Source organism: Cohnella thailandensis (genome assembly GCF_014212135.1).
Lineage (GTDB): Bacteria > Bacillota > Bacilli > Paenibacillales > Paenibacillaceae > Cohnella > Cohnella thailandensis.
Genome location: NZ_JACJVQ010000025.1, coordinates 68,918 through 83,250, shown reverse-complemented (window position 1 = coordinate 83,250; position 14,333 = coordinate 68,918). Strand labels below are relative to the sequence as shown.

13 protein-coding genes are annotated in these 14,333 nt (G+C 59.8%); 9 read left to right on the top strand and 4 right to left on the bottom strand.

Going from position 1 to position 14,333, the window contains the following annotated elements; all coding sequences use genetic code 11:
- From H7B67_RS27620 to H7B67_RS27610, 3 genes are all read left to right on the top strand, one after another.
- Positions 1–417, top strand: a 417-nt coding sequence (locus H7B67_RS27620; protein ID WP_185123122.1) for a MarR family winged helix-turn-helix transcriptional regulator, incomplete at its 5' end; no start/stop codon positions are given.
- Positions 418–489: 72 nt separating this feature from the next.
- Positions 490–1,437: a ring-cleaving dioxygenase gene (locus H7B67_RS27615; protein WP_185123121.1), complete on the top strand. Its 948-nt coding sequence runs from the start codon at positions 490–492 to the stop codon at positions 1,435–1,437.
- An 8-nt stretch (positions 1,438–1,445) separates the two neighbouring features.
- Positions 1,446–2,051, top strand: a complete 606-nt coding sequence (locus tag H7B67_RS27610; protein ID WP_185123126.1) for an alpha/beta hydrolase — start codon at positions 1,446–1,448, stop codon at positions 2,049–2,051.
- 98 nt (positions 2,052–2,149) lie between these two features.
- On the opposite strand, the gene H7B67_RS27605 is transcribed toward H7B67_RS27610, so the two are convergent.
- Both H7B67_RS27605 and H7B67_RS27600 read right to left on the bottom strand, forming a co-directional pair.
- Positions 2,150–2,953: a hypothetical protein gene (locus tag H7B67_RS27605; protein WP_185123120.1), complete on the bottom strand. Its 804-nt coding sequence runs from the start codon at positions 2,951–2,953 to the stop codon at positions 2,150–2,152.
- A 336-nt stretch (positions 2,954–3,289) separates the two neighbouring features.
- Positions 3,290–4,309: an aldo/keto reductase gene (locus H7B67_RS27600; protein ID WP_185123119.1), complete on the bottom strand. Its 1,020-nt coding sequence runs from the start codon at positions 4,307–4,309 to the stop codon at positions 3,290–3,292.
- A gap of 109 nt (positions 4,310–4,418) precedes the next feature.
- Between H7B67_RS27600 and sigZ the strand changes: the two genes are divergently transcribed.
- A complete protein-coding gene (gene sigZ / locus H7B67_RS27595; protein ID WP_185123118.1) occupies positions 4,419–5,051 on the top strand; it encodes an RNA polymerase sigma factor SigZ in 633 nt (210 codons plus the stop codon).
- Between the two features lie 100 nt (positions 5,052–5,151).
- Here sigZ and H7B67_RS27590 read toward each other — a convergent pair whose 3' ends face one another.
- A complete protein-coding gene (locus tag H7B67_RS27590) occupies positions 5,152–6,285 on the bottom strand; it encodes a glycerate kinase (protein ID WP_185123117.1) in 1,134 nt (377 codons plus the stop codon).
- 211 nt (positions 6,286–6,496) lie between these two features.
- On the bottom strand, positions 6,497–7,651 hold the full coding sequence (locus tag H7B67_RS27585) for a conserved virulence factor C family protein (protein WP_185123116.1): 1,155 nt from the start codon (positions 7,649–7,651) through the stop codon (positions 6,497–6,499).
- A 182-nt stretch (positions 7,652–7,833) separates the two neighbouring features.
- Between H7B67_RS27585 and H7B67_RS27580 the strand changes: the two genes are divergently transcribed.
- The 5 genes from H7B67_RS27580 (at position 7,834) to H7B67_RS27560 (ending at position 14,327) form a co-directional block, all read left to right on the top strand.
- Positions 7,834–8,787: an MBL fold metallo-hydrolase gene (locus H7B67_RS27580; RefSeq protein ID WP_185123115.1), complete on the top strand. Its 954-nt coding sequence runs from the start codon at positions 7,834–7,836 to the stop codon at positions 8,785–8,787.
- A 20-nt stretch (positions 8,788–8,807) separates the two neighbouring features.
- Complete coding sequence (locus H7B67_RS27575) at positions 8,808–10,427, top strand: ABC-F family ATP-binding cassette domain-containing protein (RefSeq protein WP_185123114.1); 1,620 nt, start codon at positions 8,808–8,810, stop codon at positions 10,425–10,427.
- A gap of 187 nt (positions 10,428–10,614) precedes the next feature.
- Entirely contained in the window at positions 10,615–11,349 is a 735-nt protein-coding gene (locus H7B67_RS31375; RefSeq protein ID WP_185123113.1) for an IclR family transcriptional regulator domain-containing protein, read from the top strand.
- Positions 11,350–11,500: 151 nt separating this feature from the next.
- Complete coding sequence (locus H7B67_RS27565; RefSeq protein ID WP_185123112.1) at positions 11,501–12,694, top strand: ornithine--oxo-acid transaminase; 1,194 nt, start codon at positions 11,501–11,503, stop codon at positions 12,692–12,694.
- 187 nt (positions 12,695–12,881) lie between these two features.
- Complete coding sequence (locus H7B67_RS27560; RefSeq protein WP_185123111.1) at positions 12,882–14,327, top strand: M17 family peptidase N-terminal domain-containing protein; 1,446 nt, start codon at positions 12,882–12,884, stop codon at positions 14,325–14,327.
- Positions 14,328–14,333 lie beyond the last annotated feature (6 nt).

Sequence of the window (14,333 nt, the reverse complement as noted above, 5' to 3'; positions counted from 1 at the left end):
TCCCTGAAGCTGTTCGTCGTCCTCTCCAAGGCGTACAAGTCGATCATGGACAGCGCCGTGAAGGACATGAAGAAGCACGGGCTGTCGGCGACGGAGTTCACGGTGATGGAGCTGCTGTTCCACAAGGGCCGGATTCCGCTGCAGCAGATCGGCGACAAGATCCTGGTCACCAGCGGCAGCATCACGTACAACATCGACAAGCTGGAGAACCGCGGGCTGCTGAGAAGGGTTCCGAGCCCGGACGACCGCCGCGTCACCTTCGCGGAGATCACCGAAGAAGGAACGAAGCTGTTCGAGCAAGTGTTCCCGAGCCATGCCGAAGCGATCGACCGCCTGATGAGCGGCCTTACGCTCGAGGAGAAGAAGCTGGCGATCGACCTGATCAAGAAGCTTGGCCTTAAGGCGCAGATGGGGTAGGCGGCGCCGCTTCTCGGCTCTAAAGTCTTAAATTAAAGAAAATAAAATTAAAGAAAAATGGAGGAATTCAAAATGAACAAGCAAACCGCAGGCATCCACCACATCACTTCTTTCGTCAGAGACCCGCAGGAGAACGTAGATTTCTACTCCGGCGTTCTGGGCCTGAGAATGGTGAAGAAAACGATCAACTTCGACGCTCCGGAAGTGTACCACCTGTACTTCGGCAACGAGATGGGCAGCCCGGGCACCGCGATGACGTTCTTCCCGTCGCCGGGCTCCCGCATCGGCCAGGTCGGCGGCGGCCAAGTCGGCTACACCTCGTTCGCGGTGCCAAGCGGCACGTTCGCCTTCTGGGAAGAGCGCCTCGCGAAATTCGGCGTCGAAACGAAGAAGAACGAGCGCTTCGGCGAGACGTTCCTGCAATTCAAGGACCCGGACGGCTTGCAGCTGGAGATCGTCGAACGCGAGGAAGGCAAGGCAAGCCAGTGGTCGTTCGGCGGCGTTTCCGCCGAGAAGGCGATCAAGGGCTTCGCGGGCGCCCAGCTCTACAGCGTGAATCCGGCGAAGACGATGGACACCTTGACGAACGTGCTCGGCCTGACGAAGGTCGGCGAAGAGAACGGCCTCGTTCGCTTCCGCTCGATCGGCGACATCGGCAACGTGATCGACATCAACGCCGAGCCGATGGGCTGGGGAGCCGGCGGCGCCGGAACGGTGCACCATATCGCGTGGAGAGCGAAGAACGACGACGACCACAAGAACTGGAGAGTGCACGTCGAGCAGGGCGGCTTCCATCCGACGCCGATCGTCGACCGCCAATACTTCAACGCGCTGTACTTCCGCGAGCAAGGCGGCATCCTGTTCGAGATCGCGACCGACACTCCCGGATTCGACAACGACGAGCCGTTCGAGCATCTGGGCGAGAAGCTGCAGCTTCCGGCTTGGTACGAGAAGCACCGCCAGCTGATCGAAGACAACCTGATTCCGATCGAAGTCCGCGTGCTGAAGGAGGATCGATAAGCATGAGCATGAAGCATCTTTTCGAGCCGGCCAAGACGCCGAATGCCCCGACGCTGGTGCTGTTCCACGGCACGGGAGGGACGGAGAGAGATCTCCTCCCTCTTGCGGGGAGGATCGATCCGAACGCCGCCGTCCTGTCGGTAAGAGGCAATGTTCTGGAGAACGGCATGCCGAGGTTTTTCCGCCGGCTGGCGGAGGGCGTGTTCGACGAGGAGGACCTCAAGCTCCGCACGAAGGAGACGTACGACTTCCTAATCGACGCGGCGAAGGAATACAAGCTGGATCGAAGCAGCTTCGTCGCGATCGGCTATTCCAACGGCGCGAACATCGCGGGAAGCCTGCTGTTCCACTACCGAGACGCGTTCCGCAAAGCGATCCTGCATCACCCGATGGTGCCTCTGCGCGGGCTGAAGCTGCCGGATCTAAGCAGAGTATCCGTCTTCATCGGCGCCGGAACGAACGATCCGATCTGCGCGCCGCAGGAGACGGAGGAGCTGGGGGCGCTGCTCACGGGAGCCGGAGCGAGCGTCGAGGTTCATTGGGAGCGGTACGGGCACCAATTGACGGGCTCGGAGGTTCAGGCTGCGGCTAACTGGTACCAAGGCGGGAAATAAGGGAAAGAGACGGGCGGATGGACGCCTGTCTCTTTTTTTTCAGAAAATAGAAATAAAGAATAAACCGCCCTCCTTGGAAGGCGGTTCATTTAACCTGCTCAGAAATAAAAAAGTTCGAGCCCGATCGTGCTGAACGGGGCGGCCGGCAGGTCGAGCAGCGTCTGGGGGATGATTCTGCCGTTGTAGCGAAGTTGTACTCCAACCGTGCCGGAAATGCGAATTCCGGATACGAAGCTGATAAAGCCGCGAGGCCCGAAAGTAACAAGCCCGGTCGATTGAAGCGCCTGCCGGATCGTGATGCCGGGGAAGAAGAACGCAAATGCCGTCTGAGTCGCTCCAGGGAAAGCAAAGCCGCCGTTGATCTGAACGATAATAAAGGCCGGAGTCGGCCCCGGAGGAGGAACCGGAATCGGGAACGGAATCGGAATCGGAAAAGGCGGTCTAGGAGGCGGCGGCAGCGGAAACGGGCCCGGTGGACGAGGCGGAGGAGGAAAGGGTCCCGGCGGTCCAGGAGGCGGCCCTGGCGGACGCGGCGGTGGCGGCGGCGGGAAAGGTCCTGGTCCAGGTCCGGGTCCAGGTCCGCCCGGTCCGCCCGGTCCAGGTCCGCCTGGTCCACCGGGTCCAGGAACACCTGGTCCTCCTCCGGGAGGAAACAAGCCGCCCGGTATTCCGCCTCCCGGCGTGAGCATTCGATCATCTTCGGGCAGCACCCACCATGGAATCTGACGCACCGGCGGCTTCCGTTCTTCCGCGATCCCGCTCTGATGCAGGCGAACCTTCGCGGCGCGCGGCCGTTTCTTGGCAGGCCCGTTCTTCTGGGCTTTGGTTGACGCCTTTCCGTTCGGAGCGATCCCTAATCGCCTCAGAAGAGATCGCTCGGTTAACGAGCGAGATTTCGGCATCTTGGCTCCTCCTTCTTTGTCGTGTAGGCAATACACACGGTTTACTGCACAATATGCGTTTGCCTAGCGGCAGGTGCGGAGTCGGGCGGGAATTCGTTGGGCGGAGACCCTATTCCAGGGCTCGCTTGTAACGGATTAGCGTCTCTCCGTTCCGTTACGGCCGAGAAACAAAAAAAGGGGGCTTGCGGATCGGTCCGCAAGCCCATTCAAGAGATATATAAATGAAAAGGGGGGTCATGTAACTATCATACCCGGCGAATGTGAAAGGACCATGAAAGCGATATTACGATTTGATTACATTACGCGAATTAGCCTTTCATTTCGATTAAAAAAAGCTTAATCATGCTTGCGGACAATCGATTCGTCCCCTTCGAGGAACGACCAGGTCAGATACTCCTCCGGCAGCTTGCTCGCTTGATCCAGCCTCGCGAGCTCCTCTGCCGTCAGAACGATTCCGCTTGCCTGCAGATTGTCTTGCAACTGGTCGGGTCGCTTGGCGCCGACAATGACGCTGGTTACGGCAGGCTGGTTAAGCACCCAGGCAAGGGCGATTCTCGCGATGGTGGATTCGCGTTCTCCGGCAATTTCCTCCAGCGCGTCCAGGATGGAATAGCCTCGGTCCAGATCGACGGGAGGAAAAGCGAGCTTGGCGCGGCGATCGTCTGCTTCGCCCATGCGAGTCCGCGAATATTTGCCCGACAGGAAGCCTCCGGCCAGCGGGCTCCACACGAGCAATCCCATGTTCTGGTCCCTCAGCGCCGGGATGATCTCTCTTTCGAGTTCCCTTCCGGCTAACGAATAATAAGACTGGCTGCTCTTGAACGAATGCAGGCCCAGCTCCTTGGAGAGGGCGCGCGTCTTCATCAAGCTCCACCCGCTCATATTGGAGGCGCCGATGTAACGGACTTTGCCGCTGCGAACCAAATCGTCCAAGGCCCGAAGCGTATCCTCCCAATCGGTCAGCCGATCCGGATTATGAATCTGGTAGAGATCGATATAATCGGTCCCGAGGCGCTTAAGGCTCGCTTCGACCTCGCGGATAATATGAAGGCGGGACAGGCCGATATCGTTCGGTCCGCCTCCCGTCCGGCCTCTGACTTTGGTGGCGACGAGGACGTCCCGCCGCTTCGCCCCGAGCGCTTTGCCGAGAATTTCCTCGGAGCGGCCTCCGGCATAAATGTTAGAGGTATCGAAAAAGTTCACCCCCGCCTCTATCGCTTGCCCGACGAGCTCCTCCGCTTCCTTTTCGCCAAGGGTTCCGAAGACGCCCCATTGCTCTCCGCCGCCGAAGGTCATCGCTCCGAGCCCGATCTCCGACACCAGCACGCCCGTATTGCCCAACAAGTTGTATTTCATCTTTTATCCCTCCAAGGTTTGGTTTATATTGTTGGAGACGGAGACGCCGGATAAAAGACGCAAATCTCGAAAAAAAATAAAAAATAAAATATGGAGGAGAAAGGGCGCGATGACGATGAAGGAGACGGCTTTGGAAGCCCCGATCACGCCGGAGATGCTGTGGGAGAACTATCATGAACCGATTGCCGGTTTCGTCCGGAACCGAACGAATCGACACCCGGATGCCGAGGATATCGTTCAGACGATATTCATGAAAGCTTACCGCCATCTCCCCGACCTTCAGGACGAGACCAAGCTTCGGGCTTGGATGTACCAGATCGCGCGGAACGCCATAACGGATCACTTCTGCAAGGAGAAGACGACGGGTCCGCTGCCGGAGCAAATCCTTGACAGGGAAGAGGAAGCCGCCGATTATACCGAAGAAGCCGTTGCCGGGATGAAGGGAGTATTCCCGTATCTGCCCGACAAGTATCGGGAGGCGGTAGAGCTCTCGGAGCTGAAGGGAATGTCGCAAAAAGAGCTGAGCGAGCGCCTGGGGATCTCCTATTCGGGAGCCAAATCGAGGGTGCAAAGAGGCCGGGAGATGGTGCGCGACTTGATGAACAGCTGCTGCAGCATCGAGACGGACCGCTACGGACATATCGTCCATTACGAGGTCGTTCACCCGAGGCCGCTCGGCATTAAAGGCAAAAAAAGGGGGCCCGCAGCATCCGAAGCCGCAAGCCCTAATGAGGATATATAAATGAAAAGGGGGGTCATGAGTTAACTATACCGCCCGAAGATGAAGGGTTCATGAAAGCCGTATTACGGTTTCATTACAAATGCAAGGAATTGAGCCTTGTTTATTCCGAAGCGATTCGGAGGAAACCCATCACGTTGTCGCTGCACGCGGACAGAGCGGGCGCGGCCCGGTCCAGGCAGGCCTGCAGGTCCGATGGCTCGGTGACGAGGGCGAAGCAGCCCGCGAACAGCCCTCGCAGCTCCAAGTAATCCGTGCCCAGGCTGCCGGAGATGAGAATGGACTTGGCTCCGTGCTTCTTGGCTAGGCTCGCGACGTAGAAAGGGAGCTTGCCGTAAGCCGACTGCCCGTCCGTTCTTCCTTCTCCGGTGATGACCCAGTCGGCTCCGGCAATGCGCCTCTCAAGGCCGACCATCCGGTCGATAAGCTGGGCGCCGGGAGATAGCGCGAAGCCGAGAGACAGCAGGGCGAAGCCCAGCCCTCCGGCAGCTCCGGCTCCCGGCGCGTCGCGCAGGGCTGGCCGTTCCAGCGCTCGCTCTATGAGCTCCGCATAGCCTTTAAGGGCACGGTCGAGAACCTCGACCTGCCCTGGGGCGGCTCCTTTCTGAGGTCCGAAGATCCGCGAGGCTCCTTCGGGACCGCAGAGCGGGTTCTTCACGTCGCAGGCGGCGATCAGCTCGCATTCGGCAAGCCTCGGATCGAGCCCGCCGAAGTCCACGGATGCCGCTTGTCCGACATCCCGTCCGAAGCCCCGAAGCAGCTCTCCGCTCGCATCCCGAAACCGAACCCCCAGCTCGCTCAGCATGCCCATGCCTCCGTCATTGGTGGCGCTGCCTCCGAGCCCGATCACGATTTTGCGCAAGCCCCGGTCGAGAGCTTGCTTTACCAATTCGCCCAGGCCTCTCGTGGTAGCATTAAAAGGATTGCGCTCCTCCTTCGGCACCATCGGAAGTCCGGCGACGTTCGCGATCTCGAGCACGGCTGTGTCCCCGTGAAGAATTCCGAATTGAGTATCCGCGGCGCGGCCGAGAGGCCCGGTCGCCCGGGTATCGACCAGCTCGCCCGACGCCGCCTTCACGAGGGCTTCGACGGTGCCTTCGCCTCCGTCGGCGACCGGGATGACGTCGATCCCGGCGGAAGGAAAGTGCTTGCGGATCGACTCCGCGATGATGCTGCCTGCTTCCATGGAAGTCAGGCTTCCTTTGAAGGAATCGGGTACGACGACGAAACGCGGCATGCGTGAGCCTCCCGACATGACATGCTTCTGCATGAATTTTCGGCTTTATTGAATCGGAAAAAGAGGGGATCGGCAACATGTACGTGAAAAATCATGTTTATTTGCCGATTCCCTCCTCGGAAGAGAAAATCGCTTTCGTTGATCCCCTCGACGATTCGGACGGATCCGGATGGATCCAGATACGAATCAGGTTAAGGTTGTGCTATAAAACTTACTCCTGCTCCTGCTCGCGCATCCGGGTCATCTGCTGCCAGACGGAGCCGGCCGCTTCTTCGCCGTTCTCGATGCGGGCGACGGCCATCTCGGCCTGGAGCTTCACCTCGAATTCAGGCTCGGAGGCGGCTACGCGCTTCAGGGCCTCCAACGCCGTCTCGTCGCCGGCCTCGTAGAGGAAGCGCGCGGCGCGCCAGCGGACGAGCTTGTTCGCGTCCGCCAGCGCCTCCACCATCGGTCCGATCGCGGCGGGATCGCCCAGATCGGACAAGGTGTCGCCGGCGGTCCGCCGCACGGCCGCCGACGAATCCTTCAGCGCGCCGAACAGCGGCGGCAGCGCTTCGGGGATGCGCAGGTCGCCGAGGTACACGACGGCGAGCCGGCGCACCGACACGTGCGCGTCGCGCACGGCCTGCGCCAGCAGCGGGAGCTGCTCGGCGTCAGGCTTCATGCGGGCAAGAGCCGCATAGCGGTCTTGCCACTCGGGCGCGCGGAGCCGCTCGGCGAGCTCCTCGCGCGTCAGCGGCGCAGGCGGCTCCGGCGGCGCGGGCTCGGCCGCCCCGCCCGCCGCCTGCGCGGCCTGAGCCTGCGCGATCAACCCGCGCAGGCGCTCATCGGTGTACGCGGCGTCCAGCTCGCGCTTCACCTCGTCCAAGATCTCCTGCGGCTCGCCGTAGCGGACGCCGAACTCCTCGAGCTTGCGCTCGCGGATCATCGTCGAGCCGGCCGCTTCGCTAACCGCTCGCGTGAACTTGTCAGGCAGCGCCGCCCGCGCTTCCTGACCGGCGTAGCGAACGCGGATCTGGATCGGGATGCCGCGGTACATCTGGACGAGCACGAACGCTTCGCCGAAGCCGGTCGCTTCGATCGCGGTGTTCGCCGCGCCCTCGGAGCCGGTCGCTCCGAACAGCTCGCGCACGGCGCCGAGGATGACCGCCCAATCCTTGTTCGGACGGCGGTCGACCGCGATGAAGTCGGCGGCGCGGAACACGCTTTTGACCCCGTCGATCGCAAGCAGCCGAAGGAAGAACGGCGGCACCTGGTCCCGTCGCTCCAGCGTGTACGTATGCCGCTCGTTCATCGGCAGCTTCTCGTCTATGTTAAGCTTCATGGAGTTCGGACTCGGCGTAGGTTCGATGGATAACAGCTTCATGGCTACTCCTCCTGGGTAAAAATGATCCTATCCCTTATACAGTAACTCAAATCGCGCGGAACTTCCAAATTTTCTAATCGTCAGGGTTGGCAATATTTCTTGTTCCCGAATAAGCTTGATACATTGGTACATTGTCTTTTTTCCTGATATAGTAGGTATGAACATAACTTCGGAGGGATTCCATGGGCAAAAATCGCTTCGGCAACCTCGACTCCGCCGGGGCCGTTCGAGCAGGCAGACACCGTTTCGTCCGATGGGGACAAGAAAGAGTGATCCGCGGCAACGCGAAGGATTATTCCGATTGCGTCCCTAATGTTCATCCCGATCTACCGTTTCTGCAGCACAATAGAAGCGAGCCGTCCGTTACCTGGATCGGGCACTCTACCTTTCTTATTCAGATGGCCGGCCTTAATATCGTCACGGACCCGGTATGGGCTAGGCGCATGGCTCTTCAGAAGAGGCTCTCTCCCCCGGGAATCGAGCTGGAAGACATGCCTCCGATCGACGTGGTGCTCGTCTCCCATTCCCACTACGATCACCTTCACGTCTCCTCGCTTCGCCGGCTGAGCGGAGCCAAGAGGCTGTACGTTCCGGCGGGCTTAAGCAAGAAGATGATGCGCAAGGGCTTCCGGCAAGTCGAAGAGCTGAACTGGTGGGAGGAAACGTCGTTCCACGGGGTGAAGTTCACCTTCGTTCCGGCCCAGCACTGGGCGCGCCGCAATCCATGGGATACGAATCACTCCCATTGGGGAGGGTGGATGCTCGAATCCGCCCAAAGCCCGACGATTTACTTCGGAGGCGACAGCGGCTATTTCCGCGGCTTCGAGGAGATCGGCCGACGCTTCGACGTCGACGTGGCTTTGCTCCCGATCGGCGCTTACGAGCCGGAATGGTTCATGTCCGAAGAGCACATGAGCCCCGAAGAGGCGCTGAAGGCGTTCCGCGACGTTCGCGCGAAATACTTCGTGCCGATGCACTACGGGTCGTTTAAGCTGGCGGACGATACCCCGAAGGAAGCTCTCGAACGTCTCGAGCTCGAGAGACAGCGGCTCGAGATCCCGCGGGATCGAATGTTTGTGCTTCAGCATGGCGAGTCCATGAGGTTTTATAGCCGGCAGGCAAGCGATAATCAATAGCAAAGGATGGATCGAATTAAATGATTAGCACGAGCAATATCAGTCTTAGATACGGCAAGCGTCCTCTGTTCGAGGACGTCAACATCAAGTTCACGCCGGGCAACTGCTACGGCCTGATCGGGGCGAACGGAGCGGGCAAGTCCACGTTCCTGAAGATTCTCTCCGGCGAGGTCGAGCCTTCCTCCGGCGAAGTGCACATCACCCCGGGCGAGCGCCTGGCGGTCCTGAAGCAGAACCATTACGAGTATGACGAGTTCCAAGTTCTGGAGACCGTCATCATGGGCTACGAGCGTCTGTACAAGGTCATGAAGGAGAAGGACGCCATCTACGCCAAGGCCGATTTCTCCGACGAGGACGGCATGCGCGCCGGCGAGCTCGAAGCGGAATTCGCCGAGATGAACGGCTGGGAAGCCGAGAGCGACGCGGCGGAGATGCTGAACGGCCTCGGCATCACGACGGAGCTGCACGACAAGAAAATGTCCGAGCTGGGCGGCAACGAGAAGGTTCGCGTCCTGCTCGCGCAAGCGCTGTTCGGCAACCCGAACATCCTGCTGCTCGACGAGCCTACCAACCACTTGGACCTCGAGTCGATCGAATGGCTGGAGAACTTCCTGGCCGGCTACCAGGGCACCGTTATCGTAGTCTCCCACGATCGCCACTTCCTGAACCAAGTCTGTACCCACATCGCCGACATCGACTTCGGCAAGATCCAGATGTACGTCGGCAACTACGACTTCTGGTACGAGTCGAGCCAGTTGGCCCTTAAGCTGATGCGCGACCAGAACAAGAAGAAGGAAGACAAGATGAAGGAGCTGCAGGAGTTCATCCAGCGCTTCTCCGCGAACAAGTCCAAGGCGAAGCAAGCGACGAGCCGCCGCAAGATGCTCGACAAGATCTCGTTGGACGACATCAAGCCGTCCAACCGCAAATATCCGTTCATTCAATTCAAGCCGGAGCGCGAAGCGGGCAAGCAGATCGTGACCGTCGACAACGTCACGGTGACGATCGAAGGCGAGAAGGTGCTGGACGGCGTGTCGTTCGTCGTGAACAAGGGCGACAAGATCGCTCTCGTCGGCCCGAACGGCATCGCCAAGACGACGCTGTTCCAAGTTCTCGCGGGGGAGATCGTTCCGGACAGCGGTTCGGTCACATGGGGTGTGACGATCACGACCGCCTACTTCCCTAAGGACAACAGCGCCTACTTCGACGGAGTCGACCTCTCGATCGTCGACTGGCTGCGCCAGTACTCGAAGGATCCGGACGAATCGTTCATCCGCGGCTTCCTCGGCCGCATGCTGTTCTCCGGCGACGAAGCGCTGAAGAAGGCTTCCGTCCTGTCCGGGGGCGAGAAGGTCCGCTGCATGCTGTCCAAGATGATGCTGACCGGCGCGAACATGCTGCTGCTCGACGAGCCGACCAACCACTTGGACCTCGAATCGATCACGGCGCTGAACAACGGTCTGGTCGACACCGAAGAGACGATGATCTTCACGTCGCATGACCATCAGTTCCTGCAAACGATCGCGAACCGCATCATCGAGATTACGCCGAACGGAGTCATCGACCGCATGACCACGTACGACGAGTACCTCGAGAGCCCGGAGATCAAGGAGCTTCGCGCCCGCATGCTTCCGGCATAAGGATCAATCGGTATCTAGCAGAGAACCCGTCCTTCGTCTGAAGGACGGGTTTTTGCTAGCGGCGGCATTCGTTTCTCGCTCACAACTCGCGTCACAAAATATCACATTGTCGTGTAGGTTGTCGGTTGACAAAGGGATAGGGAGAACCTATGATGAATTCATGCAGATTTTCGAATGAGGGATAACCGTGGTTCAATCGATTGACAGGGCGATGCAGATCATCCGAATTCTGGAGTCCGATGACGGCAAGTCGGGCTGGCCTATCTCCGATATATCCGAGAAGGTAGGACTTCCGCTAAGCACGACCCATCGCTTGATCAGCTCCTTGGTCGAGCACGATCTGGTAGCTCAGCTCGCCGAGACGAAACGTTACATCCTCGGTCCCAAGTGGATCGAGCTCGGGGTGAGGCAACTCGATCAATTGGACCTGAGAACCGCCGCCAGACCGGTCATGGAGAGAATCGCCGCCGAGGTGAAGGAGACCGTATTCCTTAGCATCCCGAACGGCACGTTCTCCATGGGAATCGACAAGATCGAGAGCCCGATGAAGCTTCGGGTCGTCGAGAATCTCGGGGAGCGGATCGCGATGAATATCGGGGCTCCGAACAAGGCGATGCTGGCGAACATGGATCCGCGGGAAGCGGAGGCGATCCTGATCAAGCTGATCGCGGACAAGGAGAGCCGCAATAAGCTGCTGCAATCGCTGCCGGATATCAAGAGGGCCGGTTACTGCGTCAGCTACGCGGAGATGACGGAAGGAACGGTCGCCATCGCGGCTCCGATCCTGGGCTTCGGGCGCAGGGTGATCGGTGCCATCGGAATCGGAGTCATGAGCTATGGCTTGACCGAGGACAGGGTCGCTTATCTGGGCAAGGAGATCGTCGCAGGCGCCGGCGAAGTCACGAATAAAATGGGCGGATAACCCCGCCCATTTCGATCGTCCCAATAATGGAAACTGATTCCACTATACGGAAAAGTTAAAATTAAATGATTCCCGGAAAGGGGGTGTTCGTTTTCGGCAACGGACCGATTCCATATTGTCGTAAAATTCGGAACAAGGGAGAGGAAAACCGATGAACGAGATGAAGGATACTATCTCCGTTACGGAGAGGCTTGGCGCCCACAATTACCACCCGCTGCCGGTCGTCATCGCCAAAGCGGAAGGGGTGTGGGTCGAAGATCCCGACGGCCGGCGCTATATGGACATGCTGAGCGGTTATTCCGCCCTCAATCAGGGCCACAGGCATCCTAGGATCATTGAAGCTCTCAAGCGGCAAGCGGATCTCGTTACGCTGACTTCGCGGGCATTCTACAACGAGCCATTGGCGGAATTGCTGGAGCTGGTTACGGAGTTGACGGGCAAAAACGCGATGCTTCCGATGAACACGGGAGTGGAGGCGGTCGAAACCGCCCTTAAAGCGGCCCGGAGATGGGGGTACCGGAAGAAGGGCATTCCCGACGGACAAGCGGAAATCATCGCGTGCGAAGGCAACTTCCACGGGCGAACGCTCGGCGTGACTTCGTTCTCCTCGGAGTCGTCCTACCGGGAGCACTTCGGGCCGTTCCTGCCGGGCTTCAAGCTCGTTCCTTATGGCGATCTGGCCGCGTTGGAGAGGGCGATCACGCCGAATACGGCCGCGTTCCTGGTCGAGCCGATTCAAGGGGAAGCGGGAATCGTCATTCCGCCGGACGGGTATTTGAGCGAAGCGGCGGCCATGTGCCGCGAGCGGAACGTCCTGCTCATGGCCGACGAGATTCAGACGGGATTCGGGCGGACGGGCAAAAGGTTCGCATGCGATTGGGAGAATGTCGTTCCGGACGTGTACATTATGGGCAAAGCGCTCGGCGGCGGAGTGATGCCGGTGTCCGCCGTGGCCGCGGACAGAGACATTCTGGGCGTGTTCGAGCCCGGCTCGCACGGCTCCACGTTCGGCGGCAATCCTCTTGCCAGCGCGGTCGCGGTTGCGGCGTTAAGGGTGACCGAAGAGGAGGGGCTGGCCGAGCGTTCATCCGCCCTTGGCGCGAAGCTGCTCGAACGGCTTCGGAGCATTCGCCATCCGGAGATCGCGGAGGTCCGGGGCAGGGGGCTCTTTATCGCGATCGAAACGAGAGGCGCCGCGCGCCCTTATTGCGAGATGCTGAAGCAGTTGGGGCTTCTGTGCAAAGAAACGCACGAGAAGGTGATTCGCCTTGCGCCTCCGCTTATTATCGGAGAGGAAGAGCTTGAGTGGGCTGCGGAACGAATTGAACAAGTATTTCTGTCTTGACAGCGCATCGTTTTGTCTTTACAATGTAAGCGCTATTTTAAAAGTTAGATTTCATAACATAAACTGTATTTATTATTGACACGTCTCTCTTCGTGTCCTACTATTAATAATAGTATTATGGAAATCAATTCCGCATAATGGAAAAGGTAGAGTCCGTGCTTACCCGTGCTAAGGAGGAGATTCCGAGGTGAGGTTTACCGTTCAAGGCTTCTCTTCGCCGGATGTCGTCGTTTACGCGATAACGTCGGAAGCTCCCGTTATCGAAGGGAAGAGGCTCAAGGATACGGCAGGAGAATGGGGCTCCGCGACCTGGTTTCGAAGCCTGGACAAGGGAACTTCGCTTCTGGCTTTAGGCATGGGAGCGAAGGAGAAGCTCGGGCTTGAAGCGGTAAGGGCCGCGGCGGGGGTCGCTGCCCGCGAGCTGATCAAGGAGCAAGCGGCATCCGTCGAGGTTGATCTTGAGGCGGTTCGGCAACTGCCGGCCTTCGCGGAGGAAGGCGACGGGCTCGTCTCGGCTTTCGTCGAAGGCTGGATGCTCGGGGCATACAGTTTCGATAAGTACAAATCCAAGAAGCCTAAGGCAACTTCGGCTGGCGTCTTTATACGCGGCAAGGGATCCGGGCTGGCAGAGGCAATCCGGAGAGGGCAGATTCGGGCCTCCGGGACCGCGCTGGCCCGCGATCTCGGCAACGAGCCGGCCAACGAGCTCTACCCGTTAGCTCTGGCGAGAATCGTGATGGAGAGATTCGAGATGCTTCCGGTTCAGGTCGGGGTATACCGCGGCGACGGGCTCGAAGAGGAAGGCTTGCACGGGTTGAAGGCCGTCGGTAAGGGGAGTTCGAGGGAGCCCGCGCTGATCGAGCTGCGGTACTGCTCGGACCCGGCTCTTCCGCTCACGGCGCTGATCGGCAAGGGAATCACGTTCGATACGGGCGGCATCAACGTGAAGACGGCAGCTAATTTCAGCAACATGAGAATCGACATGGGAGGCGCGGCGGCGGTCATCGGCGCGGTCGACATACTCGCCCGAAGCGGCGCGAGTGCGAACGTCGTCGCGATGATCGCCGCCGCCGAGAACGGCATCGACGGGCAAGCGATGCTGCCGGGCGACGTCATCCGCTACGCGAACGGAACGACCGTCCAGGTCGGGAACACCGACGCGGAAGGCAGGCTCGTGCTGGCCGACGCGCTGCTTCGCGCGTCCAGGCTCGGTGCCTCGCGCATCGTCGATATCGCCACCCTGACGGCTAGCTGCGTGAGCGCCCTCGGCACGTCGCTGGCCGGCGTGCTCGGCACCGGCGGGTTGCCGCAGCAGCTGATGCAGCTTGGCCTCGCCTGCGGCGACCGGGTCTGGGAGCTTCCGCTCGAGGACAGCTACGACGAATGGCTGAAGAGCGCTTATGCCGACGTGTCGAACGTCCCGCAAGTGCCTTACGGCGGCGCGATAACGGCGGCCTTATTCCTGCGGCGGTTCGTCGACAAGCGGGCGGCATGGGCGCATATCGACATGGCGGGCACGAACGAAGCGCTGGCGACCCGGGGCTATACCCCGGAAGGGGCAACGGGCTTCGGAGCCCGGCTGCTGGCGGATTTCGCCGCGTCTCCTTGCATGACGCCGGTGCAAGCCAAATAGCTTGAA